General features: G+C 51.1%; 17 protein-coding genes. 13 read left to right on the top strand and 4 right to left on the bottom strand.

The annotated features are described in order from the left end of the window. Positions 1–57 precede the first annotated feature (57 nt). Positions 58–1290: a phosphoribosylamine--glycine ligase gene (gene purD, locus ACSYSY_RS06335; protein ID WP_491706735.1), complete on the bottom strand. Its 1233-nt coding sequence runs from the start codon at positions 1288–1290 to the stop codon at positions 58–60. Between the two features lie 63 nt (positions 1291–1353). Here purD and xseA point away from each other — a divergent pair, with 63 nt between their 5' ends. Next, complete coding sequence (gene xseA / locus ACSYSY_RS06330; protein WP_491706734.1) at positions 1354–2877, top strand: exodeoxyribonuclease VII large subunit; 1524 nt, start codon at positions 1354–1356, stop codon at positions 2875–2877. Continuing rightward, a complete protein-coding gene (locus tag ACSYSY_RS06325; protein ID WP_491706733.1) occupies positions 2874–3248 on the top strand; it encodes a hypothetical protein in 375 nt (124 codons plus the stop codon). Before xseA ends, ACSYSY_RS06325 begins: the two co-directional genes overlap by 4 nt. Before the next feature lie 62 nt (positions 3249–3310). Here ACSYSY_RS06325 and ACSYSY_RS06320 read toward each other — a convergent pair whose 3' ends face one another. Next, the gene (locus ACSYSY_RS06320; RefSeq protein ID WP_491706732.1) at positions 3311–5998 is read right to left on the bottom strand and encodes an Rne/Rng family ribonuclease; all 2688 of its coding nucleotides are present in this window, start codon (positions 5996–5998) and stop codon (positions 3311–3313) included. Positions 5999–6622: 624 nt separating this feature from the next. Here ACSYSY_RS06320 and ACSYSY_RS06315 point away from each other — a divergent pair. The 9 genes from ACSYSY_RS06315 to ACSYSY_RS06275 all read left to right on the top strand — a co-directional run bounded on the left by ACSYSY_RS06315 (position 6623) and on the right by ACSYSY_RS06275 (position 16756). Beyond that, positions 6623–7516: an N-acetylmuramoyl-L-alanine amidase family protein gene (locus ACSYSY_RS06315; RefSeq protein ID WP_491706731.1), complete on the top strand. Its 894-nt coding sequence runs from the start codon at positions 6623–6625 to the stop codon at positions 7514–7516. A 217-nt stretch (positions 7517–7733) separates the two neighbouring features. Continuing rightward, positions 7734–9308 carry a 2-isopropylmalate synthase gene (locus ACSYSY_RS06310; RefSeq protein ID WP_491706730.1) on the top strand — a complete coding sequence of 525 codons (1575 nt, stop codon included), beginning with the start codon at positions 7734–7736 and terminating at the stop codon, positions 9306–9308. Between the two features lie 57 nt (positions 9309–9365). Further along, positions 9366–10133 carry a sulfite exporter TauE/SafE family protein gene (locus tag ACSYSY_RS06305; RefSeq protein WP_491708238.1) on the top strand — a complete coding sequence of 256 codons (768 nt, stop codon included), beginning with the start codon at positions 9366–9368 and terminating at the stop codon, positions 10131–10133. A 185-nt stretch (positions 10134–10318) separates the two neighbouring features. Then, a complete protein-coding gene (locus tag ACSYSY_RS06300) occupies positions 10319–11362 on the top strand; it encodes a rod shape-determining protein (RefSeq protein ID WP_491706729.1) in 1044 nt (347 codons plus the stop codon). A gap of 168 nt (positions 11363–11530) precedes the next feature. Next, positions 11531–12328 (top strand): rod shape-determining protein MreC, encoded by a 798-nt coding sequence (locus tag ACSYSY_RS06295; RefSeq protein WP_491706728.1) that lies wholly within the window; start codon positions 11531–11533, stop codon positions 12326–12328. 33 nt (positions 12329–12361) lie between these two features. Continuing rightward, the gene (locus ACSYSY_RS06290) at positions 12362–12862 is read left to right on the top strand and encodes a hypothetical protein (RefSeq protein ID WP_491706727.1); all 501 of its coding nucleotides are present in this window, start codon (positions 12362–12364) and stop codon (positions 12860–12862) included. A gap of 97 nt (positions 12863–12959) precedes the next feature. Then, positions 12960–14888 (top strand): penicillin-binding protein 2, encoded by a 1929-nt coding sequence (mrdA, locus tag ACSYSY_RS06285; protein WP_491706726.1) that lies wholly within the window; start codon positions 12960–12962, stop codon positions 14886–14888. 33 nt (positions 14889–14921) lie between these two features. Next, a complete protein-coding gene (rodA, locus tag ACSYSY_RS06280) occupies positions 14922–16091 on the top strand; it encodes a rod shape-determining protein RodA (protein ID WP_491706725.1) in 1170 nt (389 codons plus the stop codon). 14 nt (positions 16092–16105) lie between these two features. Further along, on the top strand, positions 16106–16756 hold the full coding sequence (locus ACSYSY_RS06275; RefSeq protein ID WP_491706724.1) for a LysE family translocator: 651 nt from the start codon (positions 16106–16108) through the stop codon (positions 16754–16756). 43 nt (positions 16757–16799) lie between these two features. On the opposite strand, the gene glyS is transcribed toward ACSYSY_RS06275, so the two are convergent. Both glyS and ACSYSY_RS06265 read right to left on the bottom strand, forming a co-directional pair. Next, positions 16800–18905, bottom strand: a complete 2106-nt coding sequence (glyS, locus tag ACSYSY_RS06270; protein WP_491706723.1) for a glycine--tRNA ligase subunit beta — start codon at positions 18903–18905, stop codon at positions 16800–16802. Continuing rightward, positions 18898–19818 carry a glycine--tRNA ligase subunit alpha gene (locus ACSYSY_RS06265; RefSeq protein WP_491706722.1) on the bottom strand — a complete coding sequence of 307 codons (921 nt, stop codon included), beginning with the start codon at positions 19816–19818 and terminating at the stop codon, positions 18898–18900. The genes glyS and ACSYSY_RS06265 overlap by 8 nt, the downstream gene beginning before the upstream one ends. Positions 19819–20126: 308 nt before the next feature. Here ACSYSY_RS06265 and ACSYSY_RS06260 point away from each other — a divergent pair, with 308 nt between their 5' ends. After that, on the top strand, positions 20127–20963 hold the full coding sequence (locus ACSYSY_RS06260) for a DUF2076 domain-containing protein (protein ID WP_491706721.1): 837 nt from the start codon (positions 20127–20129) through the stop codon (positions 20961–20963). Positions 20964–21009: 46 nt separating this feature from the next. Then, complete coding sequence (locus ACSYSY_RS06255; RefSeq protein WP_491706720.1) at positions 21010–22563, top strand: FAD-dependent oxidoreductase; 1554 nt, start codon at positions 21010–21012, stop codon at positions 22561–22563. Positions 22564–22658 lie beyond the last annotated feature (95 nt).

Raw genomic sequence — 22658 nt, 5'->3', positions numbered from 1 at the left:
CACGCTTTGAAACAGCAAGAGAAAGAGGAGGCATAAAACCTCCTCTTTTATTGACGATTAAGCGCCAATATCGCTGCGTAACATTTTATCGCTCCATTGGATTGCGGCTGCTGCTTCATAGGCGCGGCTGCGTGCTTTTTCTGCTGTTTTGGCTCTGGCACAAATTGTCAGAACGCGTCCCCCAGCGGCTACCAGGTTTCCATCCTGCATTCTGGTTCCGGCATGAAAGACGGAAACACCTGGTTGTGCTTCGGCTGTTTCAAGACCCGTGATAATGCCACCGGTCACCGGGCTTTCAGGGTAGCCCCGGGCCGCCAATACCAGAGAGAGGGAAGGCTGATCCGAGAAAGTGACACTATCGTGGGAAAGACGATTATGTGCGAGCGCATCGAGAGCAGGCAACAGGTCACTTTCCAGTCTTATAAGAAGGGCCTGGGCTTCAGGATCACCAAAACGGACATTATATTCGATCAGTTTCGGACCCTCGTCAGTGAGCATCAGTCCGGCAAAAATAACGCCTTTAAAAGGTGTGCCGCGTTTCGCCATTTCTGCCAACATTGGCCGGACCGTAAGATCCAGGGCTTTTTCCTGAGCTTCATGATCAAAATCAGGAGGAGGGCAGACAGCGCCCATACCGCCTGTATTGGGCCCTTTATTGCCATCATAGGCCCGTTTATGATCGCGAGCAGCCCCTATTAAAACAGCTTCAGTGCCAGAGCAGAATGCGAATAGGGAGACTTCCTTGCCGTAGAGACATTCTTCAACCACCAGGGGGAGGTCCAGTTTCTCAAGGGCTTCTTCAGCTTCCTGCAGGGTCTGGGCAACGATAACCCCTTTCCCCGCAGCAAGCCCGTCAGTTTTGAGGACAATAGGGGCTCCCTGCTGGCGGATATAGGCAAGAGCCTCTTCCTTACTGGTCTCAAAACGTTGCCATTTTGCTGTGGGAATAGAGGCAGCATCGGCAATTTCTTTGGTGAAGCTTTTGCTGCCTTCAAGCTGGGCCGCAGCCATGGAAGGCCCCGCACAGGCAATGCCGGCTTTCTCGCATTGATCGGCAATTCCGGCTACCAGAGAGACTTCAGGTCCGGGAACCACCAGATCAATTTTCTCTTTCTTTGCAAAATCAACAAGCCCCTCAATATCATCTGCTTTTATAGTCACGCAGTGGGCAATTTTACTGATTCCAGGATTGCCTGGGGCAACGTAAAGAGCAGTCAGGAGGGGAGAGCGTGCAATTGCCTGTGCCAAAGCATGTTCCCTGCCGCCAGATCCAATAAGAAGAACACGCATGAGGCTATCCTTTATCATAAATTCGGGCTTCGTTTCTGCGTTTCTTTAGCATAAAATGACGTCATGATGGAGAGCTCAATTTTTGATCAGGCAGAAGACTCTGCGCCACTGCGTTCAAATATCACCGAATATTCTGTTTCAGATATTTCCGGTGCCATCAAGCGCACTCTTGAAAGCACGTTCGGTCGGGTGCGCGTCCGGGGAGAAATTACGGAACTCAAGCGCTACCCGTCTGGCCATATTTATCTTTCCCTGAAGGATGAAAATGCCAAGATATCAGGGGTGATCTGGCGGGGCAGTGTCGCCCGTTTGGGACTCGCGCCGGAAAATGGGACTGAAGTTATCGCAACAGGGCGTATTTCCTCTTATGGAGAACGGTCGAATTATCAGCTTATTATTGACCGTATGGAGTTCGCCGGGGAAGGGGCTCTTCTTGCGCGTATTGAGCATTTAAGACGTAAATTCCAGCAGGAAGGGCTCTTTGAGCAGGATCGTAAAAAGCCCTTGCCGTTTCTGCCTCGCCGGATTGGTGTGATTACGTCTCGTGCCGGGGCTGTGTTGCATGATATATGCACAACATTGGCGCGGCGTTTCCCCAGTGAAGTGGTCCTCTGGCCAGTTGTCGTGCAGGGCGAAGGAGCTGCAGCACAGATTAAAGCGGCCCTTGAAGGCATAGTGAAGGAGGCCGTTCCGCCTGACGTGATTATTGTTGCCCGTGGGGGCGGCTCGCTTGAAGATCTGATGGCGTTTAACGATGAACAGGTCATCCGCGCCGTTGCATCCTGTCCCATTCCGGTTATCTCAGCTGTGGGGCATGAAACCGATACGACCCTGATTGATTTTGTTTCAGACCGGCGGGCCCCGACGCCTACAGCCGCTGCTGAAATGGCCATGCCGTTACGCTCAGAGTTGGTTGCAGATCTGGCGCATCGCACTGCGCGCCTGACCAATAGTTTTGTGGCGATTAAACAAAGATTGCAGATGAGACTGGAACGTCTCGTTGCCGCCTTGCCGGACCTGCCCTCATTGCTTGATGTCGCCAGAATGCGCCTGGATGATAGAAGCCAGCGTTTGTTTCTTGCGCTTCCGGCCCAGCTGGTAAAGGCGCGGGCAGCCCTGAATCATAAATCATCCACATTGCCTTCTCTGGACTATCTTCTTGAAAGAAAGAAAGCAGCGCTTTCGATCGTCCAGGAAGCGCTTCAGTCAGCCTGCCAGCGCTTTATGCAGAAAGAGCATATGAGATTGCTGCGTGTGACCCTCAGGCCGGAAATTTTAAGGGACCGTCTACACCTTGAAGAAACACGCCTGAAAGGAATAGGGAGACATCTTGCAGCCGTTTCTCCGCGTGCTATTCTGGAACGTGGTTATGTTCTGGTGCAGGATGAAGAGGGCAGAACAGTGACCTCTTCTGCCTCATTGGAAAAACAGGCCTTTGTGAATTTACATTTCGCTGATGGTGAACGGAGCGCTCAGCTTGATCCGTCTTTACCGGAAGCAGGGTGTCAGAGGAAAAAGAGTTCCAGGATAAAAGCTCCGCAAAAAGCAGGGCTGAAACAATTGAAACAGGGCGAGCTTGGATTATGAAATTCTCATTTCAGAAAATAGCAACATTGTCTTACTTATGCCTTCTGGCCTCCTGTGCTCATGCACCTTCCGGCTCACAACAGACCGCCCAGTCCGCTGCGCCCGCGGTGCAGCCGCAAAGTTTCGCGCCAGAGACGGTTTCCAGCGGTCCTGTTACGTCCAGTGCTGATCACCGGGTAAAATATAATGTGCCTTCTGCTCCTTTAACGACGCCGCTATGTGGAACGGCTATGCAGGAACAGGCACAAACAGGGCAGAAAATTTACACGCAGAGTGTCATAAGCGGAAATAGCTGTGTGCAAAATGCCTGTTTTCAGCCTTTGACAGGGGTTTATATTTCGCAGACGGGCAATCCGGTCGTTTGTCGCTGAAAATTTCAGTGCCATAAAAAATGGCCGGAACAAGGTCCGGCCATTTCAGAAGACATTTCAGATTAGCGTTTCCACCAACCAACACGTCTTTTAGCGGGGCGCGCTTCATCAACATTAATAGGTTGAGGTGCAGCGCTATTTTCCTCCAACGCAGATTTGTTCTCCTTTTTAGGATTATCTGCGGAAGTTGGTTCAGCCTGTTCGGTTTTCTTGCGCTGAGCCGGTGTCCGACGTCGACGGGCAGGGGCTTTTGCCTTTTCTTCCACCGGAGCTTCAGAAGAAGGCGCGTCCATGCTTTCCGGCTGTGTTTGAGGTTCCTCAACAGCTTTGGTGGAACGCCGCCGGCGGGTTGGCCTGGCAGGTTTGGTTTCTGCTGCGACTGGCGCTGCTTCTTCTGGAGATGAAGTGATCGTTTCGTCAGAAGGAGCCGTCGTCACCTCGTCAGTCTTACGAGACCGTGCTGGGCGTCTTCCTGAACGGCGAGCAGGTTTTTTCTCATCCGCTACTGCCTGAGATTGTTCCACTTCCGCCTTGTGAGAGGGAGCTGCGGCAGGGACGTCCTGCTCATCATGCTGCTCGATCGCTTCAAAGATATCAAATCCTCCAAACGGATCGGCTGGCGTAGGGCCCTGATAGGCTGAACGAGGCGATTGCTGATTGTCAGCCAGAGACTCTTCGGCTCCTTCATGTCTCCGCTCTCTGCGCGGGTTGTTCAGGCGGCGCGTGCGTGTGCGGCGGCGCCCGGGAGCCAATTCCCTATCGTTATTACTTTCAGAAATGGCAGATGGGATTTCAGCGCTCTCCGGCTCAATCGCAGCCACGTCCTCTGGAGCACCCTCAGGTAAAGCAGAAAACTCTCTTTCCTGAGAATCACGATTCTGATTATGACGGCGCCCATTTCTGCGGCGGCGACGGCGGCCATTTGGTTCCTGATCCTGTTCAGGGGACGCTTCGGCCTGGTCTGAAACAGGAGTATGAGAGGGGAGTTCACCTTCTGTGATCTCAATGGTTCTGACTTTCTCAGGAGCAGGAGAACGGGTATTTCCTCTGCCTTCCTGCGCAGGTCTTTCACGGCGTTGTGCGTCCACCCACTCGATTTTCACCTTATTGCCCACAGGGTTTTCGCCCAGTGTCTCATCAGTCCTGAAGGTGATCGCGACGTGATGCTGTGCCTCAATTGTGTTCAACCAGTCACGTTTGGCATTGAGCATATAGAGCACAATGTCAGACAATGTTGAGACATAAAGGGTTGTATTGGGGTGTCTGGCGGCTTCTTCCTCAATGGAGCGCAAAACATGCAATGCGTTGCTCTCTGTTCCACGGACCGTTCCTGTTCCATGGCAATGAGGGCATGGCGTCAGCATGGTCTCGGCAAGGGAGGGGTGAAGGCGCTGGCGGGACATTTCCAAAAGACCGAAATGAGAGATACGGCCAATCTGGATCCGTGCACGGTCCTGCTTCAGGGCTTCTTTTAACCGGCGTTCGACCTGCATGTTATGGCGCCGATTTTCCATATCAATGAAATCGATCACGATAAGGCCGGCAAGGTCACGCAGTCTCAGCTGGCGAGCGATCTCATCAGCCGCTTCAAGATTCGTGCGGACAGCTGTCTCTTCAATATTGCGCTGGGAAGTGGACTTGCCTGAATTGACGTCAATGGAGACAAGGGCTTCCGTCTGGTTGATGACCAGATACCCACCTGATTCAAGCTGAGCGATGGGGGAATACATCGCATCCAGAGCGGCTTCGACATTATAGTGGGAGAATAATGTCTGGCCTCTGTTCTGCCAGAGTTTTATCTTGCGGGCATTATGCGGGATCAGGAGGCGGGCAAAATCACGCGCACTTTTCCAAGCTTTTTCACCATCGATATAAATATCTTCAATATCGCGTGAAAACAGATCGCGGATGGCCCGTTTAATCAGTGTCGCTTCTTCATAAACCAGAACCGGGGCAATGGAAGAAAGGGCGTGTGCACGGATATCGTCCCAGAGCTGGAGCAGATAATCACAATCCTTGATGATTTCCTGCTCAGGGCGCCCTGCACCGGCTGTGCGGATAATCATGGCCATGGAACGGGGAAGTTCCAGCTGGCTGATGATGTCCTTTAAGCGCCGGCGATCAGTGTCAGAAGTGATTTTGCGGGAAACGCCACCGCCACGCAGTGCATTCGGCATGAGCACACAATAGCGCCCGGCCAGTGAAATATAAGTCGTCAGAGCAGCGCCTTTATTGCCACGCTCTTCTTTGACAACCTGCACCAGGATGATCTGCCGGCGACGGATGACTTCCTGAATCCGGTAATTGCGCAAAAAGCGGGATGTCCGGCGTGTGGCGGTTTCCTCATCGCCTGTGTCATGTTCGCCACTGACCATTTCAGGTGAGTCGTCATCTTCATCAATGAATGACTCATCAGCCTCGGTTCCCTCTTCCGAGAACGTCTCAGATTGTTCCTGGAGGGTTTCCTCTTCCTGCAACGCAAGGAGCTTTTCACGGTCTGCGACAGGGATCTGGAAATAATCGGGATGAATTTCACTGAAGGCTAAAAATCCATGACGATTACCACCATAATCAACAAACGCAGCCTGAAGGCTAGGTTCGACACGGATCACCTTGGCGAGATAGATATTTCCTTTTAATTGGCGGCGAGAGGATGATTCAACGTCATAATCATCAATGCGTCTGCCATCCATAACCACAACGCGTGTTTCTTCAGCGTGTGTGGCGTCTATGAGCATATGTTTTGTCATAAAAGACTAAACTCCGAGGTGCGCTGCCTTAGGGTGGCAGTCTTGAAATAGCACCGAAAATTGTGACGGAGACAGAGGTGGCGGAGGGGCGTGACATCAGGGTGAATGAAGAGCTGTCTCTCATTTTCAGAATCACTGTGACACGCTTTGAACAATACCGGCCTCTGCAATGTACGGTCCGGCTTTTATGAAGAGCCGGAATTAACAAAACTCCCGGGTTTATCCCTTATATTTCTGGGGATTAAGCCGGTCTTCAAATTCCTCTATGAACATCCTGCAGCCAGGGTGAGAGATGATTTGCTTCTTAAAAGCCATCGTCAACACCAAACAGTTGTAGAATGTCACAGTGTCAGGCTTGCGGGAGCAGGGTCTCAGTCCTGTTTGAGAGCATTCACACGCAGCTTTCTTGTTGCGTGTGGTCGGACGGGAGTGTCATCTGCATCGACAGCCTTTACATAAAGGAAAATGGCCTAAAAAAGCCTCAAAGGCAAGCGTGTTCAAACAAAACGATCATATATTGTGGATTGTTTGTTCATGAGAAGGAAGAATTAGCCTATGATAACGTGGTTATAACGCCAGAACGTAAGAGAGAGATGTGTTAATAACGATCGTAAGTAGTGATATATGCTGACCAGACGCAGGATCATCGGATGGCTTGCCGTTGCTGCCTGTCTGCCGGAGAAGGTTTGGGCCAGTGTCCGAAAATCTTCCCGCTCTCACATGACTTCCAGAAAGGTCGTTCATGGAGCGACGCACCATTCTGTTAAACATACTGATGGCGGCAGGAGCCTCCACGCTCCGGCGATCAGTCGCAAGGCGGCTCCTCCCAAACCGGTCATCATGCTGGATCCCGGCCACGGGGGGAAAGACCCCGGTGCCATTGGCGTTTCCGGAACGTATGAAAAACATATCGCACAGGCAACAGCTCATGAATTGCAGAGGATATTGCGGAGTTCGGGCCATTATGATGTTGTTCTGACGCGTTCTGAAGATAAGTTTATTCCCCTTCAGGGGCGGGTGGAGCTGGCGCATAAGCATAAGGCCCAGCTTTTTATTTCCATGCATGCAGATGCCTTGCTGGATCATAATGTCAGAGGTGCAAGTGTCTATACGCTTTCAAGTGGCGCCTCGGATCGCCAGACGGCATTCCTTGCGAAGAGGGAAAATAGTGCTGACCGCTTCGCTTCAGCATCATTTCATGGATTATCGCCTGAAGTTCAGCAAATTCTGGCCAGTCTTGTTACTGAAGAGACCCGGGCGGGCTCAGCTCATATGGCCAATAGTGTTGTCCGTTCATTCCGTAGCCGTATCAAGCTGCTTACGCATCCATCTCGACATGCAGGGTTTATGGTTCTGAAATCAGCAGATATCCCCTCAGTTCTGGTGGAGATGGGTTTTATGTCCAACCGGTTGGATGAACAGGCTTTGCGGCAGGAAGTACATCGTCAGCAGGTTGCTCTGGCAATGAAGCAGGCAATTGATGTTTATTTTTCGTCACAGAAAAACAGATTTGGATAATAATGATACGTAAAGTTGATTTTCAAAATTAAATAACCTGCTTGCGTTACGTTGAATGATTGTTTAATCATCATCAGTGATATGAAATTCTGTTCTTGCCTCCTTCTTCGACTTATTAGCCCCTGAGCGCTTGGCCACGCAGGTTTGTAGGGCTGTGTTCAGGGGATACGGGATTATAAACTTCTTTTAAAAGTCAGTTCAGACGAGGCAATTTTTCATGACATTCCAGCATCCTTCTTTTGGTAAAATAACAGACGACCGTGTCATTATTTTTGACACCACGTTACGCGATGGTGAGCAATCGCCCGGTTTTTCCATGAACCTGGGAGAAAAATTACGGATTGCTCAGGCTCTTTCAGAATTGGGTGTTGATGTTATTGAAGCAGGCTTTCCTGTGGCGTCCAGCGGCGATTTTGAAAGCGTTCAGTCCATTGCTGAACAGATCCAGGGCCCTGTCATCTGCGCTTTGGCTCGCAGCGGAGGGCCACGCGATATCGAGGCTGCGGGGGAGGCTCTGAAAAAAGCCGAACGACGCCGTATCCATAATTTCATCTCAACATCACCGCTGCATATGAAATATAAATTGCGGATGGAACCTGAGACCGTTCTGGAAATTATTGCCACTGGTAATAAGCAGGCCCGTCAGTTTACAGATGATGTCGAATGGTCTGCCGAGGATGGTTGCCGTACGGAGCCGGATTTTCTATGCCGTGCGGTTGAAGCTGCGATCAAAAACGGCGCTACAACGATCAATATCCCTGATACCGTCGGGTTCTCTCTTCCTGAAGAAATCCAGGCAATTTTTACGATGCTGCGTGAGCGTGTTCCAGGCGCTGATCAGGTGATTTTTTCTTCCCACAACCATAACGACCTGGGGCTGGGTGTTGCCAATACATTGGCAGCGCTGGAAGGAGGAGCGCGTCAGGTCGAGTGTACAATCAATGGGATTGGTGAACGGGCTGGGAATGCTGCGCTGGAAGAAATTGTGATGGCCTTGCGTACGAGGAAAGATCATTTCGGTCTGAGCACGGGTATTACAACAGAACGTCTGCTGGGTCTATCTCGCTTATTGGCGGGAATTACGGGTTTTGATGTGCAGCCTAACAAGGCGATCGTCGGGCGTAATGCCTTTGCGCATGAAAGTGGCATTCATCAGGACGGCGTTTTGAAACATGCCGCAACTTATGAGATCATGACTCCTGAAAGTGTCGGATGGACGAGTTCTTCCATGGTGATGGGGAAACATTCCGGCCGTGCTGCCTTCCGTGATAAGCTGAAGGCTATGGGCTATGCTGATCTGCCTGAAGATGCCTTTATGGATGCGTTTAAGCGCTTCAAGGATCTGGCCGATCAGAAAAAAGTTGTTTTCGAGGATGATATTCGTGCTCTCATTGACGAGAGTGGTAGAAGCAATGAGCATATCAAGCTTGTCGATCTGCACGTCCAGGCAGGGACGGTTCATCCTGCGAAAATTAAACTGACTCTTTTGATTGATGGTGCTGAGAAAACGGTCGAGACAAGTGGCAATGGCCCTGTTGATGCTGTCTTTAAGGCCATTAATGAAGCCTTTCCACATCAGGCCACTTTAGGACTTTTCTCGGTTGCCAATGTAACCCAGGGAACAGATGCTCAGGCCCTTACCACAGTCCGTCTGGAAGAAAATGGTCGTCTTGTGGATGGGCAGGGGGCCGATGTGGATACGGTTGTTTCAGCGGCCAGAGCGTATCTTCATGCCTTGAATAAGCTCCTTGTAAAGCGCAAGCGTACAGCGCCTGAGGATATTACGTCGTAAAGCATCGTCATGACTGCCTCCTTCGGGAGGCATTTTGCAAGCTACCGGAGCATGGGCATGGCACATGGGTGGGTTTTTACAGCGCTGGGGCTGGTTGTTGGCTTTCTGGTAGGTATGACAGGCGTTGGTGGTGGCTCACTCATGACGCCTCTGCTGATCTTTCTCTGTGGCTTTAAACCGCAATTAGCTGTCGGGACTGACCTTTTTTACGCAGCGTTAACAAAGCTTGCGGGGACGATGCTGAACCGCCATCTGGGAACGATCAGCTGGAATATTGTAGGCCTTCTGTTAACAGGCAGTATTCCGGGTTCTCTGCTTTGTCTGGTTTTTCTTCATTATTTTTCCACTGAACCTCTTTCGTCCCATCTCACACATATTGTTCTCGGCCTTGCGTTATTGATTACGGCTCCTGCTGTTATTTTCAGGCCCCAGCTGCATCAATGGGCTCATCGCCACACGGTTGAGGGAAGTCACAAAGTATTGATCTTTACCTGGCTGCTTGGGTTTGTTCTTGGCGCTATGGTGACACTTTCTTCGGTCGGTGCGGGGGCGATTGGCATGGCAGCCCTGCTGATCCTTTACCCGGCCCTGCCGATACGGACGCTGGTTGCAACCGATATCGCTCATGCTGTGCCTCTGACCTTGATTGCCGGCGGAGGGCATTGGTTTGAAGGGGGGGTAGATGTTGGAGTCCTGCTGCGCCTGCTGGCGGGTTCCATTCCCGGTATCATGGTGGGGACGTTATGTGCAGGGCGCCTGAATGAACGGTTCCAGCGTTGGTTTATGGGAATTTTATTGCTGATTATCGGCTTGCGGATGTTTTGAAAATTATTTTTACATTTTATGCTCATCAAAGGGTTGATTCATAAGGGGGCGTTAGGGCTAATAAGGGGCGCGACTGACTCGCCTGGTCTGGGGAAATAAAGCTATTGTTTCTTGTGCTGTCGGCTGGTGGTCTCTGATTAATTGTTCTGACTTCTCTGTGGGAGAGGTTTTGTCAGGAGTTTCGGATGTTTTCTCGTCTGCTGGGTCTCATGTCGGCTGACATGGCCATTGACCTAGGCACAGCCAATACACTTGTTTACGTTAAAGGTAGGGGTATTGTTCTTAATGAGCCTTCGGTAGTTGCTGTCTCTGATGTTCGTGGCCGCCGTCAGGTTCTGGCGGTTGGCGATGAAGCGAAACAGATGGTTGGCCGTACTCCCGGTAATATTACGGTCATTCGTCCGCTGCGTGATGGTGTTATCGCCGATTTTGAGAGTGCGGAGGAAATGATCAAATATTTCATCCGTAAAGTTCATAATCGGAGCGCTTTTTTCAGCCCACAGATTGTTATTTGTGTTCCCTCCGGCTCAACACCTGTCGAACGTCGCGCTATTCAGGAAAGTGCCGAGAGCGCAGGAGCGCGGAAGGTTTATCTTATCGAAGAACCTATGGCGGCAGCGATTGGAGCCGGCCTGTCTGTTACAGAACCTTCAGGCAGCATGATTGTTGATATCGGTGGCGGAACGACTGAAGTTGCGGTCATTTCTCTGGGCGGTATTGTCTATGCACGCTCTGCCCGTGTGGGGGGAGACCAGATGGATGAAGCGATTATCGCTTATATCCGCCGTAACTATAATCTTCTGATTGGTGAAAGCTCAGCCGAGCGTATTAAAATCGAGCTCGGAGCGGCAACGGTTCCAGCCGAAGGAAGTGATGGCCCTCTTCAGACGCTTAAAGGGCGCGACCTAGTCAATGGTGTGCCGCGTGAAGTGACGGTTGGACAGGCCCAGATTGCTGAAGCCCTCCAGGAGCCTGTTGCTGATATTGTTGAGGCCGTGGTAACGGTTCTTGAGAACACACCTCCCGAGCTGGCTGCTGATATTGTTGAAAAAGGCATTGTGCTTTCTGGCGGCGGGTCGCTTCTTTATCGCCTTGATGAAGTTCTGCGTGATGCAACGGGCCTCCCTGTTTTTGTGGCTGAAAACACCCTTTCCTGCGTGGCTCTCGGGACAGGACGGGCATTGGAGGAAATGCCCCGTCTCAAAACCGTTTTAAGCAGCATGTACTGAGGTTAAAAGGAGGGCTGTTAGCCTTTAAGAATGTTATCCATTCAGGCAAGACAAATACTGGCGGGTTTTATACTGCCCATTTTAATGGTAATCTCAATAGGGATTATATTTATCGGGCATGTATGGCCGTCTGCTGTTTCTTTTGTGCGCCTGAGTGTCATGGAGAAAATGACACCTGTTTATGCGGTGATGGTCTATCCGCAAAAGCAGGTGCAAAGCTGGATTTCTGATTTCAAGGGTGTCACAAACCTGACAGCGGAAAACAGGCGCTTAAGGCAGGAAAATCACGATCTGCAGGTGCAGATTGAATTGGCAAAGAAAATTGAAACAGAAAATGCCCGTTTAAAATCCCTGCTTCATTGGGGCACTGATCTCAAGATCAATTATGTCGCCGGCCAGGTTATACGTGATGAGACAGGGCCGTATTTACGAGCTGTTCTGCTTGATACAGGCGAAGGACATAATATTCGCACAGGAAGTGTTGCCGTTGATTCCCTTGGGCTCGTCGGTCGTGTCAGTGAAGTAGGGCCACATATTGTAAGGGTTCTCCTTATTACAGATTCTGCGAGCAGGATCCCTGTGACGATGGTTTCTTCACAGAGCGATGCCATCATGACGGGTGATAATTCCAGCCTGCCACGGTTGCTTTATTATTCACCAGATCACCGGCCTCTTGAGGGTGAGCAGGTTGAGACACATTCCCAACAGGGTCTGCCAGGTGGTGTGGTGGTTGGTCACGTGCATTATAACCAGCAGGGGCGGCCCGTCGTTGTGCCTGTTGCAGATATTTCCCACTTCTCTATTATCAGGGTCTTTGATGGGGGAGAGCCCTCAGACGCGCCTCCTGCAGAGGGGAGGGTCCGTGAACGCGTTCCCATAGAACCACTGACTCCCCAGACAACAAAACCATCAGGGTGGCAGGACCTGCAGAAATTCTGGCCGTTTTCGCATATAGGGAATGGCTGAAATACGCGCCGGAAGGGAAAAGAGGGAAAAGAGATGATAAGGCGTTTCTGGCGGCAGCTTGTCCCGTCTCTCATTATTATTGTCACAGCTGTTGTTCTTTCCGCTCCGTTTGCGTTTCCCGGGCAAAGTGAACTTCAGGCTGCCCTCATCCTTGGAGAAGTCTGGTTCTGGACACTTTATAAACCGGCGGCACTTCCCCTTCTTTCAGTATTCGTCTGTGGCCTGATTGCAGAAATTTTTCGCACGTCTCCTTTCGGTGTTCTGCTTTTATGGATGTTGGTCACGGCAGGGATAGCGGATAGTGCGCGTCTTCAGCTGTCACGTGGTGGTTTTTTGCGCTCATGGAGCCTCTTTTCCATAACAATGATTGGCGGTGTGATGGTTGAGTGGGGCTTTATGTGCTTCAGGGCAGGTACTCTTCTTTCCCCGATATTGGCATTCTTTCAATTGGCACTGACGGTTGGGCTTTATCCCTGTGTCCATGTTTTTTTTCTGGGCATGTTAAAACTACCAGGACGTAATAAAATCGGATAAGTTATTTACAGAGTAACAGCTAATTCGCTAGATTGACGACCACTGAAGACCTTTAGTGGCTAAGTGTCTGATTTAAATGTTTTTTAAACGTCCCAGAATGCGTTCCAGAGCCTCTAAGGAGGGCGGGGGACGCCATCCCTCGAGTCGTGGAGGCGAGGCTTCACGTGCAGGGAGAAGTGTGTTCACACGCAGAGCTCTTTTGCTCATGGGGGCGCAATTCAGTGTCGTCGGAATCCTTGGTGAGCGTCTGTACTCTTTGCAGGTCCTTAAAGGTGGTGAGCTGAAAGAGCGGGCCAAGCGCAACCGGATCAGCAAGCGCCTGCTTGCACCACCACGCGGGACAATCTACGACCGTTCAGGAACTCTGGTTGCGGGAAACCGCCTGAATTGGCGTGCCCTGCTGATGCCGGAGGAAACGACCGACCTTCAAGGGGTCATAGACCATTTTGCAACGATTGTTCCCCTTGATGATCATGACCGGGCCCGTATAGAACATGACCGGAAACATCTGAAACGCTATGTCCCGCTGATGTTGAAGGAGTTCCTCAGTTGGGACGATATGGCTCGTATCGGCCTGAGTGCCCCGCGGCTGCCCGGTGTTCTGATTGATGTGGGGACGACGCGGGAATACCCCCATAAAGAGCTTATGGCCCATATTATCGGCTACGTGGCTCCTCCTAATGAAAAGGATGTAGAGCAGGACGCCGCTCTGGCCCTTCCGGGTATGCGGGTTGGGCGCGCAGGTCTTGAGCAAACGCAGGAAACGTCCCTCAAGGGGGAGCCTGGATCTGTTGAAATGGAAGTCAATGCGCCTGGGCGTGTTATCGGGGAAATTGAGCGTGTTGAAGGTGTCCCTGGCCACAAACTTGGCCTGACGATTGATACTGTCCTGCAATCGCAGGTTCTTTCCCGTCTGGGGGACAGGATTGCAAGTTCTGTCGTTATGGATTGTCAGAATGGGGAGGTCATGGCTTTAGTCAGCACGCCTTCCTTTGATCCGACATTATTTGATAGTGGTGTCAGTCATAAACAGTGGAAGGAGTGGATGGATGACCCCCATACCCCACTGGTTGATAAGGCAGTGGCAGGGGTTTATCCACCTGGCTCAACATTTAAGCCGGCAGTTGCCTTGGCCGCGCTCTCGTCAGGTAAGGTTTCCCCGACGGAACGTATTCAATGTCCTGGCTATCTGGATATGGGGGGTGTGCGTTTCCATTGCTGGAACCGCTATGGTCATGGCTCCCTGAACATGCATGAAGGGCTCAAATATTCCTGCGACGTATACTTCTATCAGGTTGCTCGCCGCTGCGGGATGGAAGAGATCAAAAAAGCATCAGAAAGCCTGGGTCTTGGCGTAAAGCCCGGGATTGAACTGCCTCATGTTCGTTCAGGCATGATTCCGACCCCGCAATGGCGCCGCAAACATGGATTTCACTGGAATGGTGGCGATACGGTAAATGCGGGGATCGGTCAGGGTTTTGTGCAGGTGACTCCCCTTGCATTGGCCACCTATGTTTCCAGTCTGGCAGTAGGAAAGCGGGTTTATCCGCATCTTCTCAAAACAATTGATGACCATGGACGTATGGATGTGGAGCACATTACGCCGACGTCACTCCCTTTCAAAAAAGAGCATCTTGATATCGTAAGGGGTGGGATGTTTGCTGTGGTCAATGAGCCACATGGGACGGCACCGGCCGCCCGTCTGGAGCTTCCCGGTGTTCTGATGGCAGGGAAGACGGGTTCAGCACAGGTCAGGCGCGTGTCTCGTGCCATGCGCGAAAGCGGTCATTTCAATTCCATGAATTTGCCATGGGAATATCGGCCTCATGCTTTATTTATCTGTTTTGCGCCATATGATAATCCGCGTTACGCTGTTTCGGTCGTTGTGGAGCATGGGAATGCCGGTGCCTCAGAGGCAGCGCCTCTTGCAAAACAGATTATGACAGATACCCTGTTAAGAGATCCTGCCAGCCGTTCCAATATGACGAAAGGCGTTGTGGCAAGTGCAGATTCTTTTCATGACTGAGGATTATTACGGCGTCCTTTCGGGAGCGGTCTTATGATTAACGCAACCATCCCCAGAACGATGCGCCGTCTCTTGCGCACAGAGCCTAATCTTCATATTTTTTCACGTTTTTTACGGATTAACTGGTTTTTTGTCCTGCTTATCTGCCTGCTTGCTGCAGTCGGGTACGTCGCCCTTTATTCTGCGGGTGGAGGAAACGCCAAGCTGTATGCCGAGCCACAGGCTATAAGATTTGGCTTTGGATTGATCATGATGATCTGTCTAGCCTTTTTCTCACCGCGTATGCTGCGTTTCATGTCTGTTCCGCTTTATGCGGTTTCAATTATCCTGTTAACACTCGTTCTGAAAATCGGACATGTCGGCAAGGGGGCGGAGCGCTGGATTAATCTGGGAGGATTCCAGTTTCAGCCTTCCGAGTTTGCTAAAATTGCTCTGGTATTAATGCTGGCAACGTGGTTCCAGCGCGTAACAAGGCAGGAAATGGGAAATCCGCTAAGGTTGATTATTCCGGCTTTATTGACGTTGCTGCCTGTTATTCTGGTCCTGAAAGAACCTAATCTCGGCACAGCGACCATTATAGGCCTGCTCGGCGCGTCTTTGTTCTTTGCGGCGGGGATGCGGTGGTGGCTGATTGCTCTTATCGTAGCGCCTCTGCCTTTTTTGGGAAAATTTGTTTATGCGCATCTCCATGATTATCAGAAGGCCCGCATTCAGACATTTTTAAATCCTGAGCAGGATCCACTTGGGGCAGGCTATAATATCATCCAGTCAAAAATTGCCCTGGGTTCAGGAGGGATGTGGGGCGAAGGCTACCTTCACGGAAGTCAGGGGCAGCTTAACTTCCTTCCTGAAAAACAGACCGATTTCATTTTCACCATGATTGGTGAGGAATGGGGTTATATCGGTGGTATTGTTGTCATCGGCCTTTTAATGCTGATTGTTGTAAGTGGCATGCTGATGGCGTTGCGGTGTCGTAACCGTTTTGGGAAGTTGCTGGCGCTCGGCATTACGATGGATTTCTTTTTTTATTGTGCCGTCAATCTTTCAATGGTGATGGGCGCCATTCCTGTGGGTGGGGTGCCTTTACCGCTGATTTCCTATGGTGGGTCTGCCATGTTGACTATGATGTTCGGTTTTGGTCTTCTGCTGTCCACCTGGGTCCATCGTGACGATCCAGATCCGGAAACAAAACGCTTTTTCTGATTGAATTTATCATTATGCTTCATCAATACGTGCTGCCCCTGCTGGTCTTTGGCGCGGCTTCGATTATTTTTGCCATGATTCCCGGTCTTGATACCGTCATGGTGCTGCGGACTTCCACGAAAGAGGGCCATATAGCCGGCATGGGGGCCGTGATTGGTGTGGGAATGGGGTTACTTGTCTGGGGAGGGGCTGCAGCTTTTGGGCTCTCAGCTTTGATCGCGGCGTCTCAAACAGCTTTCATGGTTTTGAAATATCTGGGCGCTGCCTATCTGACGTGGCTGGGGATTCAATCACTTTTCCGGCCCAGAAAGATGTTGGGAATGGGGACTGAGGAGGGAGAAGAGGCGAGCCGAAATCTGTTTTACAGAGGGCTGCGCAGAGGGATTTTGTCAAATCTGCTCAATCCCAAGATTGGCATTATCATCCTGACTCTTTATCCACAATTTATTCCTCATCAGGCTAATGTGGCCCTTTTTACAATCCTGATGACCGTGATTCAGATTATTGCGGCGTCTCTTTGGTTAAGCCTGCTTGTCTTTTTAACAATTCCGTTAGGCAGGTTCCTTAAAAGACCCAGAGTGGTTCAATGGCTGGACCGTATTGCCGGCGTGATTTTTATCGGTTTTGGCATAAAGCTGATAACGGCCCATAATTCCGCCACGTAGAAATTTCCCCCTGAAAAATCTGTCTTTTCAGGGGGAAACTTATTTAGCCATCTATTTTGTTGAAATCAGCGATAGAGGATGCTTCTTCACAGAAGGCAGCCAGAAGAAGAAGCCTGTTTTTACGCTGCTCAGCTTCTGGCGCATTAACGGTCACTTTATCAAAGAACTGGTCCATAAAGGGCCGTAACTGTGCAAGATGCCGCATCGCGCCGGAGAAATCATCATTTTTGAGATGTGACTGCAGCAAAGGAGCACACTCAAAAAGAGCTTTCTGGAGGGCGTGCTCCTCATCCTGTGTGAAAAGAGAGGTATCAGGCTGGCCGATATGGGGGCCATCTTTCTTATTCTCAATTCGGAGAATATTGGCCGCGCGGCGATAGGCTGCAAGCAGATTGCGGCCATCTTCATGCTCAATCATCTCGGAAAGGGCATCAACACGGTTCAAAAGCCGGACAAGATCACCATCAAGATGGTCCTTGAACAGGGTATTGCCTTCGATCGCGGGCGTTACCGCTAAAGTGGCATCCAGAACGTCATGACGTTTGCCTTCTGTTTTAAGCTGCACTTTAAGACGTTCTGTGAAAAAGGCCTCAAGCGTTTTTAAGGCATTTCCAGCAGTCCGGCGGTCAGAAAGGCAGTCTGCTGCCTGATGGAGCAATAATCCAAGGTCAAAGCGCAGGCCATGCTCCCGGATGATACGGATCACGCCAAGCGCAGCGCGTCTCAGGCCGTAGGGATCACCCGATCCTGTAGGCACTTCACCAATGCTATAAAATCCCGCCAGCATATCCAGACGGTCCGCCAGTGCCACTGCGGCGGAAACCGGAGATGAGGGGAGGTCATCATCCTGCCCGCGGGGCCTGTATTGTTCTGAAATTGCCGTGGAAACAGCCGATTCTTCTCCATCATGGGCAGCGTAATATCCACCCATAATGCCTTGTAATTCCGGGAACTCACCAACCATGCCGGTCGTAAGGTCCGTTTTGGCAAGAAGGCCAGCGCGCTCAGCTTGAGCTTTTTCAGCTGCGGACAGGTTCATGGCATCGGCAATCAGGCCAGCCAGATGGCTTATCCGTCTTGCGCGTTCTTCCTGTGTCCCTAACTTGGCATGGAAGGTCACAGCCTTGAGGTCATTGACCCGGTCTGCCAGTTTTGTTTTCCGGTCCAGATCCCAGAAATGACGCGCATCAGCAAAACGGGCGCGCAGAACGCGCTCATTGCCTGCAATACAGAGGGCGCCACCATCTGCGAATGTGCGGTTGGCAACAAAGGCGAAATAGGGGGCTGCTTTGCCATCAGCGGTACGCAGAGCGAAATAACGCTGATTAACCCGCATGGAGACCTGCATAACCTCAGGGGGCAGGTCCATGAATTGGGGGTCAATGGAGCCGAGAAGAGGAACAGGATACTCCACAAGACCGCTGATTTCTTCAGTCAGGGATGTATCTTCTGCCAGTTTCAGGTTTTTCTCATCGGCAAGGGCATGGACGCCGTTTTCAATAAGAGTGCGCCTTTGAGCATCCTCAGTGATGACAAAACGCTTCTGAAGTTCCTGACGCCATTGTTCTGCGCCGGTCACGACAAACGTTTCCGGAGCAAGAAAACGGTGCCCTTCCGAAAGATTGCCGGACTGTAAACCATGAGCATCATCCCCTTCGTGCGCGAGGGAGAAAGGAACAGTAACGCCATCGAGCAGGCAGGTAATGTGGTGGAGAGGTCTCACCCATGAAAAGCCTGATCCCTTGCCCCAACGCATTGCTTTGGGCCAGGGGAACGTCCATAGCAAATCCGGAAGAGATTCACATAGAATGGCAGAAGCAGGGCGTTCAGGAAGGCTGCGTTCCAGAACCCAGAACCCATTTTCTTTCTTCAATTCGTCACGAGTGGCATTATGCTTGCGCATAAAGCCTTCAAGAGCTTTCTCCGGAGCTGTTTCACGTGGCCCCCGTTCGCTATGGGTACGAGCCGGGAGTGAAGGTTTAAGAGACAAAGACAGGGCTATGCGGCGTGCTCCATAAAAAGGATGCACATTTTCAGGGTCAAGCTCGGATAATGCTTTTGTGACCAGTCTTGCAAGATCATGTGCCGCACGGGCCTGCATGCCGGCAGGGATTTCTTCGCTCAGGAGTTCAAGAAATAATTCAGCCATGAATAGGTGCTCCCTCAGAGCGTTCTTTGTCTTCTGCATCTTCAGGGGCAAGCCATGCTTCACAGGCAGCCCTGGCCAGGGTTCTTACGCGGGCAATATAGGAGGCGCGTTCAGAAACGGAGATAACGCCTCTGGCATCCAGCAGATTGAAAAGATGTGAGGCTTTCAGACATTGGTCAAAGGCGGGTTGTGCGACCCCGGCCTCTGAAAGGCGCAGGGATTCCTTTTCACAGTCATTGAAATGGGACAGAAGCATTTTTGTGTCAGCCAGTTCGAAATTATAGCGGGAATAATCTTTCTCTGCCCGTAGAAAGACGTCGCCATAAGTCAGACCTTTGCCATTGAAATCAAGGTCATAGACATTTTCGACTCCCTGCACATACATGGCAAGGCGTTCAAGTCCGTAAGTCAGCTCCGTTGAAGGCATCACAGTCGGGATACCGCCAACCTGCTGGAAATATGTAAATTGTGTGACTTCCATACCATCACACCAGACTTCCCATCCCAGGCCCCAGGCCCCGATGGTCGGGTTTTCCCAATCGTCCTCGACAAAGCGAATATCGTGTTTTTCAGGATCAATACCAATGGCACGATAGCTTTCCAGAAGAAGGTTCTGACTTTCTTCGGGGGTTGGTTTCAGCAGCACCTGATATTGATAATAATGCTGAAGCCTGTTGGGATTTTCACCATAACGGCCATCAGAAGGGCGCCGGCAGGGCTGAACGTAGGCGGCAGCCCACGGTTTTTTTCCTAGTGCCCGTAAGGTGGTGTAGGGGGACAGAGTGCCTGCACCCAGTTCTGTGTCATAAGGTTGCAGGATCGCGCATCCCTTCTCAGCCCAGAAATTATGGAGGCGTAAGATAAGGTCCTGAAAGCAAGGAGGCCGGATGATAGACAAGTCTGGAGGCTCCATTCATAAACATAAATAAAAGCAGATTTCCCCTCATATTACATGATGGCCAGACACATCACTAGAGCAGATAATGTCATGAGAGGAGGAGGGGAGGAATTTTATGACAGAAGATTAATCAGAATTCCTTTAATATCTTTGCTATTAATAAACCAGGATGGTTTTCTGAAATGCCGGGCAGGACGAAGCTCTTGCCAGCTCGATGAAAGCGCATCATATCTTTTGCAATAGAGAGATGGAGTGACTGCCTCTTTACGGGTTATACTCGCGGTGAAATGAGGCAGATCGTTTGAAACAGGAAGGGCACTTTCATGAATTCAGAAGAACGGGACCTTATCAGTCGATTTGTCGCTCGCGTAGGGGGTGGCCAGGGTAATCAGGCTGGCCAGGGCGGTCAGGTTGCCCTGCCACCAATTGACCCGGAAGCAGACCGGTTTATCGAGGAAAATTTCCAGAAATATCCTGAAGCCCGCTACCGTATTACCCAGCTTGCTGTCGTGCAGGAAGCGGCATTGGCCCAGGCGCAGAACCGTATTCGTGATTTGGAATTCCAGTTGCAGCAGGCCCGTAGCCAGGCCGCACAAGCTCAGCAGCATCCCTCAGGGGGTGGTTTTCTGAGCGGCCTTTTCGGCGGAAATCGTCAGGCTCCTCCGCAACGGCAGAATAACTTTCCGCCAGGATGGGGGCCGCAAGGTGGAGCGGCTCCGCGCCCTGTTGCTCCTGGATATCAACAGGGGGGCTATGCGCCACCTCCGGGTTATCAGCCAGGGATGTTCCAGCGGTCTGGAACGGGTTTTCTGGGGTCTGCCCTTTCTACGGCTGCCGGTGTTGCAGGCGGGATGATGGCTGCCAATGCGCTGGAAGGTTTATTTTCAGGCCATCATGGTGCAACGGATGGCGCGGCAGGAGCTGGCGCTGGCGTGGGAACAGGAAGCGATTCTACGGCAGGTGGCTTTGCGGCCCCTGCATCGTCTGATGATCCATTTGCAGGGTCCGGCACAGAAGCATCCGGTTTCAGTGACAGTGATTTCCCCCAGCAGGATGATTCCTTCTTTAGCGGCAATGATGACAACGGTTTTGACGATAGTGGTTATGACGATGGGGGAGATGATGGGAGCTTTGATGACGGAGGATCTGACGACTTTTAAGTCCTGATTTGTCTTAAAAACCTGCCTGAACCAGAGGAAAGATAGGATGACCGATACCGTTGCGGGGCAAACATTCCACGATGTCATTGCTTTTGATGAACTCGAGGAAGGAAAATTGTACCCGCTTTCGGTAGCGGGCATATCGGTTGTTCTTCTGCGGGAAGGTGATACGGTCAGAGCTCTGGGGGGTAAATGCCCTCATAAAGGGGCGCCTATGGAACAGGGTGCCTACTGCCTGAGGAAAGAGCATGGCGACGTTATTGTCTGCCCCTGGCATAAGAGCGTTTTTGATATGGCGACCGGTGCTGTGGTTGAGCCGGTCGCATTTGCGTCCCTTCCGGTTTATCCCGTTGAGGTGATTCAGGGGCGGGTCCTGGTCGGAACTGTTCCCATTCCTGAAGGAGAGCCGGTCCCGGTCCGGGAAAATGAATCGGTATTGATTATCGGGGGCGGCGGTGCTGCGGCCAGTGCCGTATATACGCTGCGCCAGGGGGGCTTTGCTGGTACCATTATAATGGTATGTGGTGAAAAAAAGCTCCCTTATAACCGTACGGCCCTGAGTAAAGCGGTATTACTCAGTGATCCTGAGAAAATAAAAGTCCCGGTCCTGTTGGATGAAGCTTATTACGAGAGTCATAATGTCTCAATTATTTATGATTCAGTAACGAATTTTGACAGTGTGACACAGGTGGCAACCTTATCATCGGGGCAGACCCTTCGCGGCAGTCATGTGCTTCTGGCGATGGGGGCGAGCCCGAACCTGCTGGACCTTCCGGGAAGTCAGCTTTCTGGAGTCAGGCATCTTTATACGCTTGATGACGCGCAGTCCATTTCAGCAGGCATTAATCCGGAAGACGCTGTCGTACTTATAGGAGGCGGTTTTATCTGTCTGGAAGTGTCTTCCGCCTTGAGACAGAAAGGGGTTGGTGTAACAATTGTCAGCCCTGAAGCCGTGCCGATGGAAGGGCAGTTCGGGCGGGAGCTCGGCTCACGCCTTCTACAGCTTCATGAGGAAAATAGCGTTGCTTTCATCCATGATAGCAAAGTTGTTAAAATCCTTGGTGAGCAGAAAGTGGAAGGGGTAGAGCTTGATGACGGGACGATGCTGTCCTGCACTCACGTTGTGCCTGCTCTAGGGGGGCACCCCAATACTGATTTCATTAATGATCTGCCCAAGGATGAGGCTGGGGCTATTCCCGTTGATGAAGCGATGAGAGTCCGGGGAAATATTTATGCGGCAGGAGATGTTGCCTCTCTTAAATGGGGCGACAGCACATGGAATTTCCCTCATTGGCGCCATGCTCTTGTAATGGGACGGATTGCAGCCTGTTCCATTCTTGGCTATCCGCCGGGCGATATTCCTACCCCATGGTTCTGGACGCAGCAATTTGGCAAAAAGCTTGAATATCTGGGCTGGGGTGAGCCGTTTAATCACGTTACGATTGAAGGTGATCTGAGAAATTTTGAATTTCTGGCGACGTTGAGAAATCAGGATAATGTCGTTGGTCTTGTCAGTTCAGGAAAACCTGTCGAAATGTCGGAAGCAGCCCTGAATTATAGAAAATTTATCACTGAAGAGATTAGTGAAGCACCTGTGTGAGTGTCTTTTAACAGAGAAACTCTTGACAGGAGGGGGTCGCCTCGGCTTCCTGCATGTCTAATATAGTTTTGAGTTTGTAAATTATAGCCGGAGCA

This window comes from Aristophania sp. ESL1100, assembly GCF_058511235.1.
This window is presented reverse-complemented; position numbering and strand designations above follow the sequence as displayed.